Consider the following 20,514-nt stretch of genomic DNA (forward strand, 5'->3'; position numbering starts at 1 on the left):
ACGCCGTCGGACGGTGAGGGCGGCAGCGGGTCGACTGGCAACGGTGCCGGCGAGTCTTGGACTTAGACGGCCAGGCGCTTGCGGCCCTTGGCGCGGCGTGCGTTGATCACGGCGCGGCCACCGCGGGTCTTCATGCGGACCAGGAAGCCGTGGGTACGGGCGCGGCGGACTTTGGAAGCTTGGTAAGTGCGTTTCATGATGATTTTCCTGGTTCACCGGCAAGGCCGGCGTTTGAGCCTCCGGGCCCCGAAGGCCGTCGGCAGTTTTATCGGGCGAGGAGGCTCCCCGTGTGTGCCCAGATTCGATTTACCCCAAAACACACAAGAAGGTTTTCAGGGAAACCCGCGATTATCGCAAAGATTCAGCTGCGCGACAATGTCAAGCGGCTTTGCGGGTTACTCGCAGGGCTTCGAAGCCATGTGGATAAGGTTTTGACAAGTTAGAATCCAGGGCGCATCGCGGGTGCGACTATCCACAATACAAAGACGATAAATGGCTGAGGGACAAACCACTTTTCAGAGCGCCCATGCCGGGTGAAGGCATCGGTGACAGCCTCTGGCAGGCCTGTGTCGACCAGCTCGCCCAGGAACTGTCCGAACAGCAGTTCAACACCTGGATCAAACCCCTGACCGCCAAGGTCACGGACGATCTCTCGCGGGTCACGGTCTTCGTGGCCAACCGCTTCAAGCTGGACTGGATCCGGGCCCAGTATGCCGGCAAGATCGCCTCGATGGCCGAGAAGCTCTATGGCCAGCCAGTCATCATTGAGTTAGCGCTCGCTCCTCGGGAGATCGTCAACCGGCCTGCTTCCATGGCCATCGTTTCCGAAACCGATGTGCCGCGCGACATGGCACCTTCGGGCGAGGACCTGGCGGCCGCGGCGTTCAAGAACCGGCTCAACTCGGGGCTCACCTTCGACACCCTGGTGGAGGGCACGGCGAACCGCATGGCGCGGGCCGCGGCAATGCACGTGGCCGGAATGCCGGGGCATCTCTACAACCCGCTTTTCATCTACGGCGGCGTCGGCCTGGGCAAGACCCACCTGATGCACGCGGTGGGCAACCGCCTGCTTGCCGACCGGCCGGATTCCAAAGTTCTCTACATCCATGCGGAGCAGTTCGTCTCGGATGTGGTCAAGGCCTATCAGCGCAAGACTTTCGACGAGTTCAAGGAACGCTACCACTCGCTCGACCTGCTCCTGATCGACGACGTGCAGTTCTTCGCCAACAAGGACCGCACGCAAGAGGAATTCTTCAACGCCTTCGAAGCCCTGCTGGCCAAGAAGTCGCACATCGTGATGACCAGCGATACCTATCCCAAGGGTCTGGCGGACATCCACGAGCGGCTGGTCTCGCGCTTCGATTCGGGGCTCACGGTGGCGATCGAGCCGCCCGAGCTCGAGATGCGGGTCGCGATCCTGATCAACAAGGCACGCGCCGAGAGCGCCGAGATGCCCGAGGAGGTCGCCTTCTTCGTCGCCAAGAACGTGCGTTCCAATGTGCGCGAGCTCGAAGGCGCGCTGCGCAAGATCCTCGCCTACTCGCGCTTCAACCAGAAGGAGATCTCGATCGCCCTGGCGCGCGAGGCGCTGCGCGACCTGCTGTCGATCCAGAACCGGCAGATCTCGGTCGAGAACATCCAGAAGACGGTGGCCGACTACTACAAGATCAAGGTCGCCGACATGTATTCGAAGAAGCGGCCGGCCTCGATCGCGCGGCCGCGCCAGATCGCGATGTACCTGGCCAAGGAGCTGACCCAGAAGAGCCTGCCCGAGATCGGCGAGCTGTTCGGTGGCCGCGACCACACCACGGTGCTGCATGCGGTGCGCAAGATCTCGGGCGAGCGCCAGCAGCTCACCGAGCTCAACCAGCAGCTGCACGTGCTGGAGCAGACCCTCAAAGGATGACAGTGAGCGCCTCGTTCAGAATGCGCAGTCCCTGTCAACGGACAACTCTGGGGACAGTTCCGGCACAAGAGGGTGCTTGTCCACAGGCTGCAGCGGCGGGCCGAAGTTGTGCGCCGCGCGGCGACAGCGCGAAAGCATGGCTACGCACAGCCGGCGGGCTGCGGCAAGTCCTTGTCACGAAAGCGGAAAACGACGCTGTCCACAGGACGGTGCGTCCCTTATCTACTACTACTAATTTGAATTAAAGAAATAAGGAAGAGGTAAGACAATGATCGTTTTGAAGGCAACACAGGACAAAGTCCTCGCCGCGCTGCAGTCGGTGGCGGGCATCGTCGAGCGGCGCCACACGCTGCCGATCCTGGCCAACGTGCTGATCCGCAAGACCGGCGGCCAGTTGCAGCTCACCACCAGCGACCTCGAGATCCAGATCCGCACCCACGCCGAGCTCGGTGGCGACGAAGGCAACTTCACCACCACCATCGGCGCCCGCAAGCTGATCGACATCCTGCGCACGATGCCGGCCGACCAGACCGTGAGCCTCGAGTCGAATGCCAGCAAGCTGGTGCTCAAGGGCGGCAAGAGCCGCTTCACCCTGCAATCGCTGCCGGCCGAAGACTTCCCGCTGGTGCAGGAGTCGGCCAATTTCGGCCCGGTGTTCAGCGTGCCGCAGAAGACCTTGAAGGACCTGCTGGGCCAGGTGTCGTTCGCGATGGCGGTGCACGACATCCGCTACTACCTCAACGGCATCCTGTTCGTCGCCGAAGGCAAGCAGCTGAGCCTGGTCGCCACCGATGGCCACCGGCTGGCCTTCGCCTCGGCCACCCTCGACGTCGAGGTGCCGCGCCAGGAGGTGATCCTGCCGCGCAAGACCGTGCTCGAGATGCAGCGTCTCCTGTCCGACGCCGAAGGCGCGATCGAGATGCAGTTCGCCAACAACCAGGCCAAGTTCAGCTTCGGCGGCATGGAGTTCGTCACCAAGCTGGTCGAGGGCAAGTTCCCCGATTACAACCGCGTGATCCCCAAGACCCACAAGAACACGGTCACGCTCGGTCGCGCGCCGCTCCTGGCCAGCCTGCAGCGCACCGCGATCCTGACCAGCGAGAAGTTCAAGGGCGTGCGGCTCAACATCGAGCCCGGCACCTTGCGCATCGCCTCGAACAATGCCGAGCAGGAAGAGGCCCAGGACGAGCTCGACATCGACTACGGCGGCGACGCGATCGAGATCGGCTTCAACGTGACCTACCTGATCGACGCGCTGGCCAACATGAGCCAGGACATGGTCAAGCTGGACCTGGCCGATTCCAACAGCTCGGTGCTGATGACGATTCCCGAGAACGCTTCGTTCAAGTACGTCGTCATGCCGATGAGGATTTAGCCCACCCCCAGGTTGGCTCACTTCGTGTAGCCGCCCACCCCCTTGCAGGGGGCGATACCAGCGGCCCGGCAGCGCCGGTTCCGCGGTATCTCCCGAACAGACGGCGCCCAGCCCGGTGCCGAGAGAGAAAGACAGTGATGAGCGAAGAAAACAAGCCGGACGTACCGCACACCGAGCCGGTTTACACCCCTGAGATCGACAGCGCGATTCCGATCGAGGTGACACCGGCCGGCGACACCTCCTACGGCGAAGGCTCCATCACGATCCTCGAAGGGCTGGAGGCGGTGCGCAAGCGGCCGGGCATGTACATCGGCGACACGTCCGACGGCACCGGCCTGCACCACCTGGTGTTCGAGGTGGTCGACAACTCGATCGACGAGGCGCTCGCGGGCTACTGCGACGACATCGTGGTCACGATCCACACCGACAACTCGATCTCGGTCACCGACAACGGCCGCGGCATCCCGACCGGCGTCAAGATGGACGACAAGCACGAGCCCAAGCGCTCGGCGGCCGAGATCGCGCTGACCGAACTGCACGCCGGCGGCAAGTTCAACCAGAACAGCTACAAGGTCTCGGGCGGCCTGCACGGCGTCGGCGTGAGCTGCGTCAACGCGCTCAGCAAGATGCTGCGCCTGACAGTGCGGCGCGAGGGCAAGGTCCACACGCTCGAGTTCAGCAAGGGCTTCGTGCAGAACCGCATCGTCGAGACGGTGAGCGGCGTCGAGGTGTCGCCGATGAAGATCACCGGCGAGACCGAAAAGCGCGGCACCGAGGTGCACTTCCTGCCCGACAACGAGATCTTCAAGGAAAACGCCGACTTCCATTACGAGATCCTCAGCAAGCGCCTGCGCGAGCTGAGCTTCCTGAACAACGGCGTGCGGATCCGGCTGATCGACGAGCGCAGCGGCAAGGAAGACGACTTTTCGGGCGCCGGCGGCGTCAAGGGCTTCGTCGAGTTCATCAACAAGGGCAAGACGGTGCTGCACCCCAACGTGTTCTACGCGATGGGCGAGAAGCCGGCCGACACCTACGGCGGCATCCCGGGCACGCACATCGGCGTCGAGGTCGCGATGCAGTGGAACAGCGGCTACAACGAGCAGGTGCTGTGCTTCACCAACAACATCCCGCAGCGTGACGGCGGCACCCACCTCACCGGCCTGCGGGCCGCGATGACCCGGGTCATCAACAAGTACATCGAAGAGAACGAGTTCGCCAAGAAGGCCAAGGTCGAGGTCACCGGCGACGACATGCGCGAAGGCCTTTGCTGCGTGCTGAGCGTCAAGGTGCCCGAGCCCAAGTTCTCGAGCCAGACCAAGGACAAGCTGGTGTCGAGCGAGGTGCGCGCGCCGGTCGAGGACATCGTCGGCCGCCTGCTCACCGACTACCTGCAGGAGCGTCCGAACGACGCCAAGATCATCTGCGGCAAGATCGTCGAGGCGGCGCGGGCGCGCGAAGCCGCTCGCAAGGCGCGCGAGATGACGCGCCGCAAGGGCGTGCTCGACGGCATGGGCCTGCCCGGCAAGCTGGCCGACTGCCAGGAAAAGGACCCGGCGCTGTGCGAGGTCTACCTGGTGGAGGGCGACTCCGCCGGCGGCTCCGCCAAGCAGGGCCGCGACCGGAAGTTCCAGGCCATCCTGCCGCTGCGCGGCAAGATCCTGAACGTCGAGAAGGCACGCTACGAGAAGCTGCTGACCAGCAACGAAATCCTGACCATGATCACCGCCCTGGGCACCGGCATCGGCCGCGCCGGCGCGACGACCTCGGGCGGCGGCGCCGACGACTTCAACGTCGCCAAGCTGCGCTACCACCGGATCATCATCATGACCGACGCCGACGTCGACGGCGCCCACATCCGCACCCTGCTGCTGACCTTCTTCTACCGGCAGATGCCGGAGCTGGTCGAGCGCGGCCACATCTACATCGCGCAGCCGCCGCTCTACAAGGTCAAGGTCGGCAAGGAAGAGCAATACCTCAAGGACGGCCCGGCGCTCGATGCCTTCCTGCTGAAGGTGGCGCTGAAGGATGCGAGCGTGTCGACCGGCGGTGCGAGCCCGACCACGCTCGGCGGCGACACGCTGGCCGAACTGGCGCGCAAGCACCAGCTGGCCGAAGCCGTGATCGCGCGGCTCGGCGTGTTCCTCGATGCGGCGGCGCTGCGCGCGATCGCCGACGGCGTGTCGCTCGACCTCGACACCACGGCCAGCGCCGAGGCCTCGGCCGTGGCGCTGCAGAAGAAGCTGCGCGAGCTCAACACCACCGGCGCACCGGCCGAAGTGTCGAGCGAGTTCGACACCCGCACCGACAAGCCGCTGCTGCGCATCAGCCGGCGCCACCACGGCAACATCAAGAGCAGCGTGCTGACGCAGGACTTCGTCCATGGCGCCGACTACGCCGCCCTGGCCGAGGCCGCCAAGACCTTCCGCGACCTGCTCGGCGAAGGCGCCGTGGTCAAGCGCGGCGAGGGCGAGCGCGCCAAGGAAGAAAAGGTCAACGACTTCCGCGAGGCGATGCGCTGGCTGATCGGCCAGGCCGAGAACGCCACCGCGCGGCAGCGCTACAAGGGCCTGGGCGAGATGAACCCCGAGCAGCTGTGGGAGACCACGATGGACCCGGCGGTGCGCCGCCTGTTGCGGGTGCAGATCGACGACGCGATCGAGGCCGACCGCGTGTTCACGATGCTGATGGGCGACGAGGTCGAGCCGCGGCGCGAGTTCATCGAGCAGAACGCGCTGCGGGCGGCGAACATCGACGTTTGAGCGAGCCTCGGCGAAGTTCAGCTGCGGACAAAGGCGAGCAGCAGGCGATGGTCACCCTGGTCTGCGGCACGCAGGGCGGCCAAGTATTGCGAGCGCGCATGGTTGGCGGCCACGAGGTCGCCGCCGCCTCCCCAGGAGAACGCAGGCTGGCCAAGGCTGCGCAGCAGCGCGTCGGCCATCATGCGTGCGTGTCGCCCGTTGCCATTGGGGAACGGGTGAATCCAGACGAGGTCACGGTGACAGCGCGCCGCGATCTCGTCGGGTGGAAACGTGGCGTTGTCGACCCACCAGCGCGTGTTGTCGAACAGGTCCTTGAGTCGCACCGCAACTTGAGTCCATTCGCAGCCGATGTTCTTGTCTGAGCGGCGGAAGGTGCCGGCCCACGCCCAGGTCTTGCCGAACATTTGTTGATGCAACCCCCGGCAGAAGCCCTCGCTGAGCACGTCCGGCGAACGCGCTCGCTTCAGCCAACGCACGGCGCTCAGGATGTTCTCCTGCTCCCAGTCGTTCAGTTCGCTCTTCGTGGCTAGGTGGTCCGGGATGAGCCCAGCCTTCTCATCCGGGTCCAGGGGTGTCTGGCCATCCTGCTCGTCGAGATCTATCGCCATAGGTCCGACCAGCGCCCGCGCAGCAATTCCGCGGTCCTGCGTTCCACCTGCTTGCGAAGTCGCTCTGCGGCGGGGCGCTGGTCCTCGAGGCTCATGGTGTGGGCCACTGCGCCGACTTCTTCGATGGCGATGGCGCGGGCGCGGTCCTGGACCATGTCTGTCAGTGGGCGACGGGGCACCAGGGAGTAGACCAGCTCGCATTCGAGTCCGTCTGCGAGCTTGCGCAATTGGCCAAGCGTGATTCGGTCGTCCGCTTCCGACTGCTCGGACTTGTGCAGCGTCGGCCCCGAGATGCCCAGGCGTTGGGCTTGTTGACGTTCCGTGCGCCCCAGCGCTTCTCTGATCAGTTTCAGCCAGCCGCGCGACGGCCGAGGTCGTTTCGCCATGTCAGCGTAGGTGGACACGGTGGCTTGCAGTTGCTCAAGTCGAAGCTGGCCGAGCTCAGAGGACATTTGCTAGCTCATAGGCTTATATGAAGTGGCTCAATGATAGCCTATGATGCAGCAAATTGAAATGATATGCTTCCCCATCAGGAAGCAACGTGAAATACATTGGCTCCTGATGGCCGAGCGGCGGCGCTCAGCCGCCTTCGGTCGAGGCCGCCAGCGCGGCCCGGCCGGGCGCTCGTCCGAGCCCACCCACGATCACCGCGGCCACCAGCACCAGCGCGCCGCTCAGCAGCATCGCGGTCGAGATGCCCCAGCCGTCGACCGCCAGGCCGCCCAGCAGGGCGCCGGTGGCGATCGCCACCTGGAATCCGCTCACCAGCAGGGCCTGGCCGGCCTCGGGGGCATCGGGAACGGCCTCCATCATCCAGCCGGTCAAGGCGACCGGGATCATGCCGAAGGCGAGGCCCCAGGCGACCACCACCACGGCGCCGGCGATGAAGCCGCTGCCGACCAGCGTCGACAGCAGCAGCGCGCTCGCCAGCAGCACGGCCGCCAGCAGGGTGGCGGCGCGCACGCTGCGCGCAACGAGGCTGCCGCCGATGAAGGTGCCCGCGAAGCCGACCGCGCCATAGGCCAGCAGCAGCGCCGTGACCGCGCCCGAGCCGAGCCCGAAGACCTGTTGCAGCAAGGGCTTGAGATAGGTGTAGGCAGCGAAGTGCCCCGCCACCAGGAACAGCACGGCCAGCAGACCGACCTGCGCCATGCGCCGGGTCAGCGGCGTCAGCAGGTCGCGCGGCCTGATCGCGCGCGCCGGCGGCATCGCGGGCAGCAGCCAGACTTGGATCGCCAGCACGATCACCGCCAGCGCGCCGGTCAGTCCGAAGGCGGCGCGCCAGCCTGCCAGCGTGCCGACCAGGGCGCCCGCCGGCACGCCCAGCACGGTCGCCGCCGAGACGCCTGCCAGCACCAGCGACATCGCCCGGGCCCGGGAGGCCGGTGCCACCAGCTGCGTGGCGGCGGTCGGCGCGAAGGTCCAGAAGCCGCCGATGCAAAGGCCCAGCAGCAGGCGGGCCACCAGCATCGTGCCGAAATTGGGCGCGAAGGCGGCCAGCAGGTTCGACGCCACGAGCATGGCGGTGAGCGTCACCATGACGGTGCGGCGGTCGAGGCGGCCGGAGGCGACGATCAGCGCCGGCCCGGCGAAGGCGGCCAGCACACCGGGCATGGTGACCATCAGGCCGGCCGTGCCGTCGCTGACCTGAAGTCCGGCGCCGATGTCGGTCAAGAGGCCGATCGGCAGGAATTCGGTCGTGACCATCGCGAAGGTGCCGACCGCGATGGAGCCGACACCGAGCCAGGTGGCGCGGGAGGTGGGGTGGCCGGCGTCGGCCAGTGCCTCGACGCAGGGGGAGCAGGGTGCGTTCATGTGGCGATCCACAGGGGTTGCTGTTGCGAGGGGCTCGAGTCTGGCGGCGCCGGGGCGGGCTCGGAGCCGCCCTGCGGAACATCTCTATTTCCGCTTCGCCAACAATGAAAACCGTCGTTGCTCATGCGCTTTCCGTTCCACGGTCGTCGCGCCCATGCCACTTCGCGTAAACGCTATTCCTAGCCCGACTCTTGCTAAGCAGAATTGCCGGCGATACGTCGCCACTTTCGAGCAAGGACAGCACAGCAATGAACCCGACCCGGTTTTGGCGGCCCGCCGCGGCCCTGGCGATCTTCGGCATCTTCACTTCGGCGCAGGCGCTCACCAATCCGCCGATCCGGATGGCCCAGGGCATCGAGTACATGTGCGGCGGCAAGAGCAGCGCCGAAGCGGCGTTCATGCAGACCGTGGCGCCACGCTGGGCTGCCACCCTCGAATTCGCGGTCAGCCGTGGCCGGCCGGGCCAGTTCCCGGGCGATGTGAGCGTGGTGGTGCGCGACCGCTATTCGGGCCGCCTGGTCATGGAGGCAGCCACCGGATCGCCGTTCATGCTTGCCCGGCTCGATCCCGGCGCCTACGAGGTCGAGGCCACGCTGGGCGGCATCACGCTGCAGCAGTCGCTGACGGTGTTCAACGGGACGAGCTCGAAGGCCCAGTTCGTCTGGCCGTCGAACGTCGATTTCGCGTCGGCGATGGGCTTGCCGCGGCCCGAACAGCAGGCTGCGGTGCAGACCGGCCGCTGAGACTGCACTTTCCGGGTGCACCCAGGCTGCCCTCGGTTCTTTTTTTGAGAGTTCGCTGAAGACGGCGCCAGATCGGGCGTGGGAAAATCCCCGGTTGCCTTTGCATGGCACGCACCTTGAATGTGGGTGGTGTTGCTCGCACATGGTGTGTCCGGGCGCAGCCCGTCTTCCTAGGCCCCGATGCCGCTTCGCCCCCTCATCTTTCTCACCACGCTGCTGCACGCCTACATCGGGCTGCGCCTGCTGCCCGCGTTGGCGGGCCTGCCGTTCGCGTTGCCGCTGCTGGGGCTAGCGCTGCTCGTGTCGGCGCTCACCATGCCCCTGCCCTTCATCGGCATGCGCTCCGGGACACGCCAGGTTGCCGATGTCTGGAAATGGATCGGGCTCATCAGCATGGGCTGGTTCTCGTCGATGCTGGTGCTCACGCTGGTGCGCGATGCCGGCCTGCTGCTGGCCTGGATCGGGACCTCGGCGTCGGGCGCTACCGTCGACTGGGCGCGCTGGCGCTTGCTGAGCGCCGCCGGCGTGCCGGCGGTGGCGACCGCGACCTCGCTGATCGGCCTGCTCAACGCGCGCCGTACCGCCGGCGTGGTGCGGGTCGACGTGCCGATCCGCGACCTGCCCTCGGCGCTGAGCGGTTTCACGATCGCGCAGCTGAGCGACATCCACGTCGGGCCGACCATCAAGCGCGGCTACATCCAGCGCATGGTCGACGCGGTCAATGTGCTGGGCGCCGACATGATCGCGATCACGGGCGACCTGGTCGACGGCACGGTGGCCGAGCTGCGCGAGCACATCGCGCCGCTGCAGCAGCTCAAGGCGCGGCATGGCACCTTCGTGGTGACCGGCAACCACGAGTACTACGCCGGCGCCCACGCCTGGATCGAGGAACTGCGCCGGCTCGGCCTGCGTGTGCTGCTCAACGAGCACGTGGTGCTGCAGACGCGCAACGTGAAGGGTGCACAGACCGACGAGGAGGTGCTCGAAAGCGCGCTGCTGGTGGCCGGCGTGACCGACTACACCGCCGGGCATTTCGATGCGGCGCACGCCAGCGACCCGCATCGGGCGCTGGCCGATGCGCCGCCGCTGGTGCATACGCGGGTGCTGCTGGCGCACCAGCCGCGCAGTGCGGCGGAGGCAGCCGACGCGGGCTATCACCTCCAGCTCTCGGGCCATACGCATGGCGGCCAGTTCTTCCCGTGGAACCTGTTCGTGCCGCTGCAGCAGCCCTTCACGGCCGGCCTGCACAAGCTGCGCGAGATGTGGGTCTACACCAGCCGGGGCACCGGCTACTGGGGTCCGCCGAAGCGCTTCGGGGCGCCCTCCGAGATCACCCTGCTGCGGCTGATGCGCGAATGAGCCTCAGGCGGGCTTGATGTTGCGCGCGCTGCCGAGCAAGGTGGCGCACAGGGTCTCGTTGCCGTCGGCGTCGATCGCGAACACGTCCGCGGCGCACACCGTGAGCAGCTTGCCCGCGCTGACCACGCGCCCGCGGGCGCGCAGGGCAGCCCCGGTGGCGGGCGCCACCAGTTTCAGCGTGGCGTCGACGGTGGCGTTGACCCAGCCCTCGGGCAGCACGCTGCCGGCCGCGCCGACCGCGGCGAAATCGGCTGCCGCGAAAACCGGCGTGGCCTGGAGCTGGCCGGGCCTGAAGGTGAACGGCTCGGTGATCGGGATCTCGAGCTCGACCCGGCCCGGTTCCAGGCGCGTGAAGCGCAGGCCCAGCGTGCGCGCCATCGGCATCGCGAGCACGGTCCGTTCCAGTTGCTGCAGGTGGGAAGCGGTCATTTGCGGTCCTTTCGGGCGGCCGTCTTCGGCCAGGGTGAGGCGGGTCGGGCAGGAGCGCGTTTCGGCTTGCGCTCCTGCTCGCGCAGCCAGGAGACGTGTTCGATGACCTGCTGGTGCTGGGCCTGCAGCTCGGCAATCTGGCGCTCGAGCGCGGCGGCGCGCTGCTGCAGGGCGTCGGTCATGGTCGCGATCGCGAGCCGCCCGGTGCGATAGGCCGGCAGCAGGTCGGCGATGGCCTGGAGCGAGAAGCCGATCCGGCGCGACATCGCGATGAAGACGACCTCGCGGCGCATCGATTCGGGATAGTCGCGGTACCCGGAGGCGGTACGCGCGGGCTGCAGCAGCCCCAGGCGCTCGTAGTGGCGCAGCGCATGCACCGTGACGCCGGTGCGGCGGGCAAGCTCGGAGATCCGCATGCGCCAAGGCTAGCAAGCCTCGCGCTGCACGAAGCTTCGGGCAGCGGAAATTAATTCGCTGCCGCGGGCGAGTGCCTTGTCAGTCCTGCCCGGCGGACAGCCGGCGGGCGTTCGACGTGGTCTTCGCGTGGATCGGCTTGAGTCCGCGCTGGACGATGCGCGCGCTCGCGCTGGACAGCTGGCTCACCGCTTCGGCCGAGCGCGTGGCGGCGCTGCCGAAGGCTTCGGCATGGCCGACCGCTTGCGCCGGGGTGGTGCTGGTGGCGAGCGAGAACAGGGCCACGCCACTGCCCAGCCAGTGCTTCACCGCCCGGTTCACGAGCGCGAACTGCGTGGTGTGCAACTGGTTCGCCATGGCAACGCCGGATTCGCTGACCGCCGCCAGCTTCTCGTGGCTCATGAGCTGGAATTCGGCCATGTCGACGTCGTTGGGCGAGAGGCCGGCCTTTGCCATGCGCTCGGTGCGCAGCTGGATCACCGATCCGGCCGACAGCAGCATCTCCTGCGTCTTCAAGGCCACGTCGACCCACAGCATGAGCGGATTGAAGAAGCGCGGGGAGGAGAGGCTGGGGGTCATGGGGAGTCTGGTTTGTGCGAGGAGCCAACCCGACTATAGACCTCCAACGCCACTTTTGCTGCACTGCAACAATACTTTGGGGGCGCCGTCCTACTCGGAGCTCGGCGGAATCGACAACGACCGAGGCACACAAGTCTTGCCATGCTTGTTACATTGCCAATCGCAACGCGTGTGAAGACGAATGAACTACAAGTCACGCCTCGCCAAGATGCTGCTGTTCGCAGGATGCCTGTCTCTGTTCGTGGGCGCTGCGGCCGCCGGCATGGACGGTGCACCGGGTGCCTACATCGACCTGGGTGCCACGGCACGAAGCCGCGGAGATGCCGAATCGTTCACCCTGGGCGTGGTGTTGCCCTGGAGTCACGGCGAACAGCCGGTCCAGCCGCGTGCACTGTCGTTCTACTGGGATTTCTTCCTCAGCCAGTGGCGGGCGCCCAATCCCGACGGTGCGGACTGGAGCAGCTACACCCAGCTTGGCGTGATCGCCAACTGGCGCTACCGCTTCGACCAGGGCGCCTCGCCCTGGTTCGTCGAAGCCGGCGTGGGCGGCACGGTGATGGACAGCCTCTACCGCACGTCCGGACGGGAGTTCAGCACCACCTTCCAGTTCACCGAGCAGATCGGGCTCGGGCGCAGCTTCGGCTTGCAGGGCGAGCACGAGCTGTCGCTGTGGCTGCAGCATTTCTCGAACGCCGGCATCAAGGAGCCGAATCCGGGCGAGAACTTCGTGCGGCTTCGCTACCTCTATCGCTTCTGAGTGCGGTTCGCGCGGGCGGCGTACCGAAGATTCCCCGATAGCCGTCCAGCGTGGCGGCGCGGGGCGTGCCGGGCCCGAACTCGAGCAGATGCCCGTCCCAGCGCACGCTCAGCTCGGGGGTCAGGATCGCCCACCGCAGCGGCGCCAGGCGGCGCGCGAAGAAAGGCGCCACCGCCTCGACGATGTGATGGTCGGGGTCGAACCAGGCCAGGTGCAGGGCGTCGATGCCCGGCGCTTCGTCGACGACGCTGAAATGGATGAGCGCCTTCATCTTGTGCATGTCGCGGCGCACCGCCTGGGCCATGTGGAGCGCCTGCACGCGGTCGGCATCGAGCGGATTGCGCTGCAGGCCCGGCTCATGGACCAGCCGCCACAGCAGGCGATAGAGCAGGCCGAATCGCAGCGGCGCACTGTGCAGGATCACCGTCTCGCAGAGCGACATGAACGAGCGCGGCACCAGCGGGTGGGTGATGCCGGCAGGGGCGGAGCCGCGTGCTACGGCGGCATCGCCGGCCCTGGAGAAGCGCTCCGTCGCCGCCTTGCGGTCGATGACCCAGCTCACCTCTTCCGGCGCCACGAGTGCCGACAGCAGCGACCGTGCGCCGCGCCGGAAGCCGGGTGAATCGGTCTCGCCCGCGAGGGTGATGGTGTGCAGGGCCATGAGCCGACGCTAGGCGCGGCCCGGTGCATCGCCTGTAGGCGTTCAGGCGTAAAGCGCAGAGGCCTTCGCTGGCGTGGCCGTGCCGGCCAGGTCAGCGCGAGGCGGACAGCCGGCCGTCCCGAAGCCTCCTGGCGCGAAGCTCGGTGGCCACGTAGGCCATCGCTGCGATCAGCAGCGGCAGGAGGTAGTAGAGGGCCCGGTAGGCCAGCAGCGCGCCCAGGAGCGTGCCCTGCGGCAGCCGGTGGCCGAGCAGCGCCAGGAACACGGCCTCGAGCACGCCCAGTCCGCCCGGCACATGGGTGATGACGCCGGCGACGGCGGCGACCAGCATCACGGCCAGCACCTCGGGATAGGGGAGCTGGCGCTGCAGCAGCAGCCAGATCACGCCGCCGATCAGCGACCAGTTGAGCATCGACATCGCGAGCTGGAGCCAGGCCATGCGCAGCGAGGGCGTGTCCAGTTCATGGCCGCGGATCTGCCAGGTGTGCTGGCGCGCGATCGCGCACAGCCCGAGGTAGGCGACGCCCGCGGCCAGCAGCACCGCGCCGAGGATGCGCAGTCCCTCGCCGTCCATCTTCCAGTCGGGTGGAAGCTGCATCGGGAAGAAGCAGAAGACGGCACCGGCGAGCACTAGGTAGCCGAGCCAGTTGGTCAGCATGCTGAAGCCGAGCACGCGCGTGATCGTCAGGTTGTCCAGGCCCAGGCGCGAATAGAGGCGATACCTGAAGGCGACGCCGCCGACCAGGGCGCCCAGATTGAGATTGAAGGCGTAGCTGATGAAGGTGACGCGCATCACGACCGCGCTGCCGAGCCGGTGTCCGGTCATGCGGCGGCCCAGCAGGTCGAAGGTGCTGTAGAGCAGGTGGCTGCCGGCGGCGAGTGCGGCGGCCGCCAGCAGCGCCTGGAGCGGAATGGCGCGCAGCGAATCCAGCACCTCGCTCCAGTCGATCGTGCGGGCCTGCCGCACGACCAGCACCAGCACCAGTGCGAAGAACAGCCATGCGGCCGCGCGCTTCGCCAGGGCCCAGCCGCCGGTGGCGCGGGCCATCACGCGGCGTCCGTTTGCGTCGCGCCGCCGCCCTGGGGTTTGGGCGTGTCGAGCGGCTCGAGCTTGGGCGCGTGGCGCGGCAGCCAGCCGACCCACGAGGGATACCAGCGCAGCAGGTGAAAGATGAAGAAGCTGCGCACCAGCCGCCAGCTGCTCCATTCGCTCAGGTCGGACGCCTCGATGCGCTTGCAGCTGTGCTGCATCAGGGCGTCGAGCCGCTCCCACAGCGTCTGGTTGAAGGCCTTGTCGCGCACGATGACGTTGGCCTCGAGGTTCAGCGACAGGCTCAGCGGGTCGAGGTTGCTCGAGCCGACGGTGCTCCATTGGTCGTCCGCCAGCGCCACCTTGCCGTGCAGCGGGCGCTCGCAGTATTCGTAGATCCGCACGCCGGCATGCAGCAGGTGGTGGTAGAGCATGCTCGCCGCCACCTTGACGATCGGCATGTCGGGCTCGCCCTGCAGGATCAGGCGCACATCGACGCCGCGCCGTGCCGCCCGCCGCATGGCCTTGATCAGCCGGTAGCCCGGGAAGAAGTAGGCGTTGGCGATCACCACGCGTTGCCGGGCACTGCGGATGGCGGCCAGGTAGTGGCGTTCGATGTCGTTGGTGTGGCGCCGGTTGTCGCGGGTCACGAACTGCACCTGTGCGCTGCCGGCCGGCGGGTTGGCTTCGCTCGCGCCCTCCTTGATGCGGCGCCGGAACCAGCTCGCGCCCTTGCCGCCGCTGACCGCGATCGCATGCAGCACGAAGCGGTGGATCTCCGAGACGATCGGCCCGGTCAGCGCCACCGCGAAGTCCTGCTTGGCCTGGGGGCCGAAGTCGAGCAGGTGGTCGGCCGAGTAGTTAATGCCGCCGACGAAGGCGAGTGCGCCGTCGACCACCACGATCTTGCGGTGCATGCGCCGGAACACGTTGAGCCGCTGGCCGAAGAAGCGCTTGCCGGGATCGAACACCCGCACCTTGACGCCGGCGGAGGTCAGTCCCGAGATGAACTCGGGCGACAGCGAGGGCGAACCGAAGCCGTCGATCAGGAGGTCGACCTTCAGGCCGCGTCGGCCCGCCTCGCACAGTGCCGCATGCAGCTGCTCGCCGACCTTGTCCTCGAACAGGATGAAGGTCTCGACGATGACCTCGCGCCGGGCCTCGCGGATGGCGTCGAACACGCGCGGGAAGAACTGCTCGCCGTTCTCGAGCAGTTCGACGCGGTTGCCGTCGGTCCAGCGCCGGCCGCCGTTCGCGTTGTCCGATGTGTAGCCGCTCACAGCGAGATCTCCGCCACCAGCGGCGCATGGTCGGAAAGGTGCGACCAGGGCTTGCGCGGCAGCACCACCGGCGAATGCACGCCTGCGTTGCGCACGTAGATGCGATCCAGCGGCAACATCGGGAAGCGCGACGGAAAGGTCCGCGCAGCACTGCCGTTGGCCTGCACGAAGACTTCGCGCAGCGCCGCGCCCTGCTCGAGGATCTCGTGGGCGCGGCCGCGCCAGTCGTTGAAGTCGCCGGCGACGATCAGCGGCGCATCCGCGGGCACTTCGTCGCGCACGATGTGGCACAGCAGTTCGAGCTGCTGCAGGCGATGCGCCTCCGCGAGGCCCAGGTGGGCGCAGATCACGTGGACGTCGATGGTGCGCGCCGGCAGGCGCAGCACGCAGTGCAGCAGGCCCCGCTTCTCCGGGCCGACGATCGAGACGTCGTGGTTTCGGTAGTGGACGATCGGGAACTTGGACAGCACCGCGTTGCCATGGTGCCCCCTGGGATACACCGCGTTGCGGCCGTAGGCGAACTGGGGCCACATGGTGTCGGCCAGGAATTCGTAGTGCGGCGCTTCCGGCCAGTTGTCGATCTTGCGCGAATGGCGCGAGTGGGTGCCCAGCACTTCCTGCAGGAACACCACGTCGGCACCCACCGTGCGCACCGCCTCGCGCAGCTCCGGCAGGATGAACCGGCGGTTCAGCGCCGTGAAGCCCTTGTGGGTGTTCACGGTCATGACCTTGAGCGAGGTCGGCGGGGCGGCCATGGCGGTCGAGTGGGAGGAAGGCTTCACGAAGAAGGTTGTAAGCCGGCCGGCACGCCTTGGCTGTAGGAACGCGCCACCTCATGCGCCGGCCTGCGTACAGGGGCGTGCGGCTCCTACAGGCAGCCCGGCCCGAACCCCACATCGACGCCGTTCCCGGCCTCCTACGGTGGATTCAGAGCTTGAGGCAAAGGCTCGCTTTTTTCAATGAACCCAGAGACAGGAGCCATCATGAAGCAACGAATCCTCGCCACCTCTGCCCTGCTCGCCGGCCTGATGGGCATGGCGGGCCTCGCCACGGCCCAGGGCACCACCGCGATGCCCGCCCAGCCCGATCCCTCGGTGGCCGGGCAGGCCAGCACCAAGACGCCGGCCGGCGTAGGCAACCCGACCCAGCGGCCCGACGGCAGCAATCCGGCGTCGCGCGACATGGTCAAGTCGGAAGCGCGCATCCACAACCGCAACAACGCCAACAACAACGTCCCCAAGGGCGAGGCGACGACCACGGTGAACCACCAGCCGAACGCCATGCCGCAGCCGAGCGGCGAAATGTCGCGCGCCGAGGTCAGCCAGACGGCGCGCAAGGTGAAGCCGCGCTTCGGTGCCAAGGGCGAGCGGCCGGAGGTGCCGACCAACCCGACCGACAAGACCGGTACGCCGCAGTAGGCTCTGCGCCCTCATGGAAAAAGCCCCCGACACCTGGGCGTCGGGGGCTTTTTTGTTGCAGGGCGCCTCAACTCCTGGCGGGGGGCTGGCCGCCGTGGTGGTGACCGCCAGGGCCGCCGTGTCCGCCATGACCGCGCTGGCCGAAGCGCGCCATCGATTCGGCGTCGAAGGTCTTCTGCTGCTCCGGCGTCAGCGCCGCGTAGAAGCTGCGCGTGGCATCGGCGCGCTTGGCGAACATGGCGCTGCGCTCGGCCTGGCGCGCCTGCATGCGATCCAGACGCTGCGGCGTGGTCAGCTTGGCGAATTCGGCCCGTCGGGCTTCACGCTGGGCCGCATCCGGTCGGGCCGGCGGCTGCTGCGCGGTGGTGAAGCTGCTCCAGGCGCTTTCCTGGGCCGGCGTGAGCTTGAGCTTTTCCTTGAGGGCGGCCAGGCGCTGCGTGCGATGGGCCTGCATGCGCTCGGCGCGCTCGGCGCGGTCCGCACGCGGGTGCTGCGGCTTGGCGGGCGCCTGGGCGCCGGGCTGGGCCGCGGCGGCGGCCGGCGGGGGCGCCGTCAGCGGCGCCTGCGCGAAGGCACCCGACGAGGCGAAGGTGGCCGAGGCGAGCAGGCCGGCCCAGAGAAGGCTTTTGCGAGACGGGATCATGAGAGTGCTTCCTTTCGAAGAAGCCCGCCGCCGATGGGCAGCAGGTGAGAGGAAGTCTGGCGCCGCGATGTATCGCGATCGTGAGGCCCGGGTGAGCGCCGGTAAAGAAGAATGAACGGCCCGGCGCGCCCGATCAGCCCAGCTTGCCGTTCTGGAAGTCGTGCACCGCCTGCGTGACCTGCTCGCGGGTGTTCATGACGAACGGGCCGTACTGCGCGATCGGTTCGTGCAGCGGCCTGCCGGCGATCAGCAGTGCGCGTGCCGGGCTGTGGTTGGAAGCCGGCGCGCGCAGCACGATGCCGTCGCTGCCCGCTTCGTTGGCCAGGATCGCCATGCGCTTGGTCGGGATCTCGGCACTGCCGATGTAGAGCGATTCGCGGAAGACGTAGACCAGCGCGTTGCGGTCGTCCGGCAGCGGCTGCGCGAACTCGACGCCGGGCGGCAGCGTGATGTCGAGGTAGAGCGGCTCGGTGTGGGCGCGCTGCACCGCGCCCTGCACGCCGTGGCTGGCGCCGGCGATCACGCGGACGTGCGCGCCGGCGGGTGTGGTGAACTCGGGAATCTCGGCGCTCTGGATGTCGCGGTACCAGGGCTCGCGCATCTTGTCCTTGGCAGGCAGGTTGAGCCACAGCTGGAAGCCTTCCATGAGGCCTTCTTCCTGCTCGGGCAGCTCGCTGTGCACCAGCCCTCGGCCGGCGGTCATCCATTGCACGCCGCCGTTCGACAGCAGGCCCTCGTGGCCGGCGCTGTCGCGGTGCCGCATGCGGCCCGAGATCATGTAGGTCACGGTTTCGAAGCCGCGATGCGGGTGGCTCGGAAAGCCGCCGATGTAGTCGCCCGGGTTGTCGCTGCCGAAGGCATCGAGCATCAGGTAGGGGTCGAGCCGTTGCTGCAGCGGTTGTTGCAGCACGCGCGTGAGCTTGACGCCGTCGCCGTCGCTGGTCGAGACGCCGGCCACGATCTGGTCGATGCCGCGCGGCTGGGAGAGCGCGAGCGGCTCGACCGCGTGGGACGGATGGGCTTGGGAGGGGTGGCTCATGGCGGCATGGTGGCACGGTCAGGCCGACCGCGCTGACGGTGGGGCTGTGGCGCCGCGCGGAGCTCGCCGGTCAGCCGAGCGACTCGAGCTCCCAGGACACGCTTTGCCAGGCGACGCCGAAGCCCGGGGCCGCCGCAGCGGACAGGCCGCTGCGGATGGCGGCCAGCGCCCACTCGCCACCCGCGCTCACGCTGTCGATCAGCGGCACCGGCACCGAGGCCGCGATGTCGATCGCCATGCCGGCGAGGGCGGCGCCGCCGAGGATCACGGCCTGCGCCTGGAAGCGCACCGCCGCCTCGCGGCAGGCCTCTGCCAGCAGGCCGCGGGCGCCGACCGGGTCCTGCGCCAGCTGGGCGCCGCTCGGCGCCACGGTGTGGATGCCGGCCAGCGCGGCCGAGAAGCCGAGCGAGGAGGCCAGGCGCTCGAGCATCGGTCGCCAGCGTTCGCCGCCGGTCACGATGGCGAAGCGCCCGTGCCGTGCCGCCGCCGCGAAGGCGGCCTCCGCCAGGCCGCCGACCGGCACGCCGGCGCCGTCGCGCAGGGCGAACAGCCCCGGGTCGCCGAAGCAGCCGATCAGCACCGCGTCGGGCCGCTCGCCGTGCGCGTGCGCGGTCGCCCAGGCGTCGAGCACCGCGTGCTGCGCCACCGCGTAGGTGGCTTCGCTGGCGATGTAGGGCGCGCCGAAGCGGGCCGTCACCGTGTGGACCTCCAGGGCGCCGGCCAGCTGCCGCTGCAGATGCTGCTGCAGCAACCCGCTCACCGACGACGAGGTGTTCGGGTTGACGACGAGCAGCCTGGCAGCCATCAACTCTTGCGCGTGGAACGCCGCCGCAACAGCGCGGCCGAGCCGAGCGCGAGCGCCATCACCGCGAAGGACACGATGGTGGTCACCGTGCCGAGTGCGTAGATCGATGGCGTGGTCACGGTCGAGGTCAGCGCCTGCAGCTCGAGCGGCAGCGTGTTGACATCGCCGATGGCCTGCGAAGTGCGCGCGATCTCGTCCCAGCTCAGCGTGAAGCCGAACATGCCGATGCCGACCACGGACGGTCCGATCAGTGGCAGGACCACGTGCACGAAGCTCTGCCAGGGCGTTGCGCCGAGGTCGCGCGCGGCCTCTTCGTAGGCGGGGTTGAAGCGGTTGAACACCGCGAACATGATCAGGAGGCCGAAGGGCAGCGTCCAGGTCAGGTGGGCGCCGAGGGCCGAGGTGAGCAGGCCGAGCGCCGTGCCGTAGCTCTCGAGCAGGCCCTCGGCGCCGATCGCGCCGAGTGCGCCCTTGAGGCCGGTGTCGAGCAGGCGGAACTGCAGGCCGATGCCCAGCGAGACGATGATCGACGGCATGATCAGGCTCGCAACCGTGACGAAGAACAAGGCGTTGCCGCCCTTCAGGCGCTTGCGGAAGGCCAGCCCCGCGAGCACCGACAGCACCACCGTGAAGCCCATCACCACCGCGCCGAGCATCAGCGAACGGCCGAAGGCGGCACCGATGTCGACCGTGCCCAGGCCCTCGGCGAGCTTGCGGAACCAGTGCAGCGAGACGCCGCGCAGCGGAAAGGTGAGCCCGCCCTCGGGGCCCTGGAAGCTCAGCACGAAGATCGTGATCATCGGGCCGTAGAGGAAGATCACGAACAGCGCGAAGACCAGGGCCAGGGGCCAGAAGCCCGGGCTGCGCTGTTCGCCGATGCGTTGGCTCATGGAA

Annotated in this window: 22 protein-coding genes; 7 read left to right on the forward strand and 15 right to left on the reverse strand. The window is 67.9% G+C overall.

Annotation, left to right across the window (positions count from 1 at the left end):
* Positions 1-62: 62 nt before the first annotated feature.
* The gene (gene rpmH / locus QTI45_RS28370; protein ID WP_007834827.1) at positions 63-197 is read right to left on the reverse strand and encodes a 50S ribosomal protein L34; all 135 of its coding nucleotides are present in this window, start codon (positions 195-197) and stop codon (positions 63-65) included.
* Positions 198-526: 329 nt separating this feature from the next.
* Between rpmH and dnaA the strand changes: the two genes are divergently transcribed.
* The 3 genes from dnaA (at position 527) to gyrB (ending at position 6,040) form a co-directional block, all read left to right on the forward strand.
* The gene (gene dnaA, locus QTI45_RS28375) at positions 527-1,906 is read left to right on the forward strand and encodes a chromosomal replication initiator protein DnaA (RefSeq protein ID WP_286372333.1); all 1,380 of its coding nucleotides are present in this window, start codon (positions 527-529) and stop codon (positions 1,904-1,906) included.
* 268 nt (positions 1,907-2,174) lie between these two features.
* Positions 2,175-3,281 (forward strand): DNA polymerase III subunit beta, encoded by a 1,107-nt coding sequence (dnaN, locus tag QTI45_RS28380; RefSeq protein ID WP_286656730.1) that lies wholly within the window; start codon positions 2,175-2,177, stop codon positions 3,279-3,281.
* A gap of 134 nt (positions 3,282-3,415) precedes the next feature.
* Positions 3,416-6,040, forward strand: a complete 2,625-nt coding sequence (gene gyrB / locus QTI45_RS28385) for a DNA topoisomerase (ATP-hydrolyzing) subunit B (protein WP_444813196.1) — start codon at positions 3,416-3,418, stop codon at positions 6,038-6,040.
* Positions 6,041-6,057: 17 nt separating this feature from the next.
* Here gyrB and QTI45_RS28390 read toward each other — a convergent pair whose 3' ends face one another.
* The 3 genes from QTI45_RS28390 to QTI45_RS28400 all read right to left on the reverse strand — a co-directional run bounded on the left by QTI45_RS28390 (position 6,058) and on the right by QTI45_RS28400 (position 8,463).
* A complete protein-coding gene (locus tag QTI45_RS28390; protein WP_286656731.1) occupies positions 6,058-6,648 on the reverse strand; it encodes a mobile mystery protein B in 591 nt (196 codons plus the stop codon).
* Positions 6,639-7,100, reverse strand: coding sequence for a mobile mystery protein A (locus tag QTI45_RS28395; RefSeq protein WP_286656732.1), 462 nt, complete (start codon positions 7,098-7,100; stop codon positions 6,639-6,641). Before QTI45_RS28395 ends, QTI45_RS28390 begins: the two co-directional genes overlap by 10 nt.
* 127 nt (positions 7,101-7,227) lie before the next feature.
* A complete protein-coding gene (locus tag QTI45_RS28400) occupies positions 7,228-8,463 on the reverse strand; it encodes an MFS transporter (RefSeq protein ID WP_286372330.1) in 1,236 nt (411 codons plus the stop codon).
* A 248-nt stretch (positions 8,464-8,711) separates the two neighbouring features.
* Here QTI45_RS28400 and QTI45_RS28405 point away from each other — a divergent pair, with 248 nt between their 5' ends.
* Together QTI45_RS28405 and QTI45_RS28410 are read left to right on the forward strand one after the other, a co-directional pair.
* Positions 8,712-9,206, forward strand: coding sequence for a hypothetical protein (locus tag QTI45_RS28405; RefSeq protein WP_286372329.1), 495 nt, complete (start codon positions 8,712-8,714; stop codon positions 9,204-9,206).
* A gap of 180 nt (positions 9,207-9,386) precedes the next feature.
* Positions 9,387-10,565 (forward strand): metallophosphoesterase, encoded by a 1,179-nt coding sequence (locus tag QTI45_RS28410; protein ID WP_286656733.1) that lies wholly within the window; start codon positions 9,387-9,389, stop codon positions 10,563-10,565.
* A gap of 3 nt (positions 10,566-10,568) precedes the next feature.
* Here QTI45_RS28410 and QTI45_RS28415 read toward each other — a convergent pair whose 3' ends face one another.
* From QTI45_RS28415 to QTI45_RS28425, 3 genes are all read right to left on the reverse strand, one after another.
* Positions 10,569-10,994, reverse strand: coding sequence for a PaaI family thioesterase (locus QTI45_RS28415; RefSeq protein ID WP_286372327.1), 426 nt, complete (start codon positions 10,992-10,994; stop codon positions 10,569-10,571).
* Positions 10,991-11,410: a MerR family transcriptional regulator gene (locus QTI45_RS28420; RefSeq protein WP_286656734.1), complete on the reverse strand. Its 420-nt coding sequence runs from the start codon at positions 11,408-11,410 to the stop codon at positions 10,991-10,993. Before QTI45_RS28420 ends, QTI45_RS28415 begins: the two co-directional genes overlap by 4 nt.
* Before the next feature lie 79 nt (positions 11,411-11,489).
* On the reverse strand, positions 11,490-11,987 hold the full coding sequence (locus QTI45_RS28425; protein WP_286372325.1) for a polyhydroxyalkanoate granule-associated phasin: 498 nt from the start codon (positions 11,985-11,987) through the stop codon (positions 11,490-11,492).
* 181 nt (positions 11,988-12,168) lie between these two features.
* Between QTI45_RS28425 and QTI45_RS28430 the strand changes: the two genes are divergently transcribed.
* Entirely contained in the window at positions 12,169-12,744 is a 576-nt protein-coding gene (locus QTI45_RS28430) for an acyloxyacyl hydrolase (RefSeq protein ID WP_286656735.1), read from the forward strand.
* Here QTI45_RS28430 and QTI45_RS28435 read toward each other — a convergent pair.
* The 4 genes from QTI45_RS28435 to QTI45_RS28450 all read right to left on the reverse strand — a co-directional run bounded on the left by QTI45_RS28435 (position 12,686) and on the right by QTI45_RS28450 (position 16,470).
* Complete coding sequence (locus QTI45_RS28435) at positions 12,686-13,405, reverse strand: DUF4130 domain-containing protein (protein ID WP_286656736.1); 720 nt, start codon at positions 13,403-13,405, stop codon at positions 12,686-12,688. The two genes, QTI45_RS28430 and QTI45_RS28435, sit on opposite strands and share 59 nt — an antisense overlap.
* A 91-nt stretch (positions 13,406-13,496) precedes the next feature.
* A complete protein-coding gene (locus tag QTI45_RS28440) occupies positions 13,497-14,453 on the reverse strand; it encodes a lysylphosphatidylglycerol synthase domain-containing protein (protein WP_286372322.1) in 957 nt (318 codons plus the stop codon).
* Positions 14,453-15,715 (reverse strand): cardiolipin synthase ClsB, encoded by a 1,263-nt coding sequence (gene clsB, locus QTI45_RS28445; RefSeq protein ID WP_286656737.1) that lies wholly within the window; start codon positions 15,713-15,715, stop codon positions 14,453-14,455. Before clsB ends, QTI45_RS28440 begins: the two co-directional genes overlap by 1 nt.
* Positions 15,712-16,470 (reverse strand): endonuclease/exonuclease/phosphatase family protein, encoded by a 759-nt coding sequence (locus QTI45_RS28450; protein ID WP_286372355.1) that lies wholly within the window; start codon positions 16,468-16,470, stop codon positions 15,712-15,714. Before QTI45_RS28450 ends, clsB begins: the two co-directional genes overlap by 4 nt.
* A 228-nt stretch (positions 16,471-16,698) precedes the next feature.
* Here QTI45_RS28450 and QTI45_RS28455 point away from each other — a divergent pair, with 228 nt between their 5' ends.
* Entirely contained in the window at positions 16,699-17,133 is a 435-nt protein-coding gene (locus tag QTI45_RS28455) for a serine/threonine protein kinase (protein ID WP_286372320.1), read from the forward strand.
* A 67-nt stretch (positions 17,134-17,200) separates the two neighbouring features.
* Here QTI45_RS28455 and QTI45_RS28460 read toward each other — a convergent pair whose 3' ends face one another.
* The 4 genes from QTI45_RS28460 to QTI45_RS28475 form a co-directional block, all read right to left on the reverse strand.
* Positions 17,201-17,776, reverse strand: a complete 576-nt coding sequence (locus tag QTI45_RS28460) for a Spy/CpxP family protein refolding chaperone (protein WP_286656738.1) — start codon at positions 17,774-17,776, stop codon at positions 17,201-17,203.
* A gap of 133 nt (positions 17,777-17,909) precedes the next feature.
* On the reverse strand, positions 17,910-18,815 hold the full coding sequence (locus QTI45_RS28465) for a pirin family protein (RefSeq protein WP_286372318.1): 906 nt from the start codon (positions 18,813-18,815) through the stop codon (positions 17,910-17,912).
* Positions 18,816-18,885: 70 nt separating this feature from the next.
* Positions 18,886-19,620 (reverse strand): aspartate/glutamate racemase family protein, encoded by a 735-nt coding sequence (locus tag QTI45_RS28470; protein ID WP_286372317.1) that lies wholly within the window; start codon positions 19,618-19,620, stop codon positions 18,886-18,888.
* Positions 19,620-20,510: an ABC transporter permease gene (locus tag QTI45_RS28475; RefSeq protein WP_286372316.1), complete on the reverse strand. Its 891-nt coding sequence runs from the start codon at positions 20,508-20,510 to the stop codon at positions 19,620-19,622. Before QTI45_RS28475 ends, QTI45_RS28470 begins: the two co-directional genes overlap by 1 nt.
* Positions 20,511-20,514: the final 4 nt, after the last annotated feature.

Origin of the sequence: Variovorax saccharolyticus (assembly GCF_030316765.1) — a bacterium.
GTDB classification, from domain to species: Bacteria; Pseudomonadota; Gammaproteobacteria; order Burkholderiales; family Burkholderiaceae_C; genus Variovorax; species Variovorax saccharolyticus.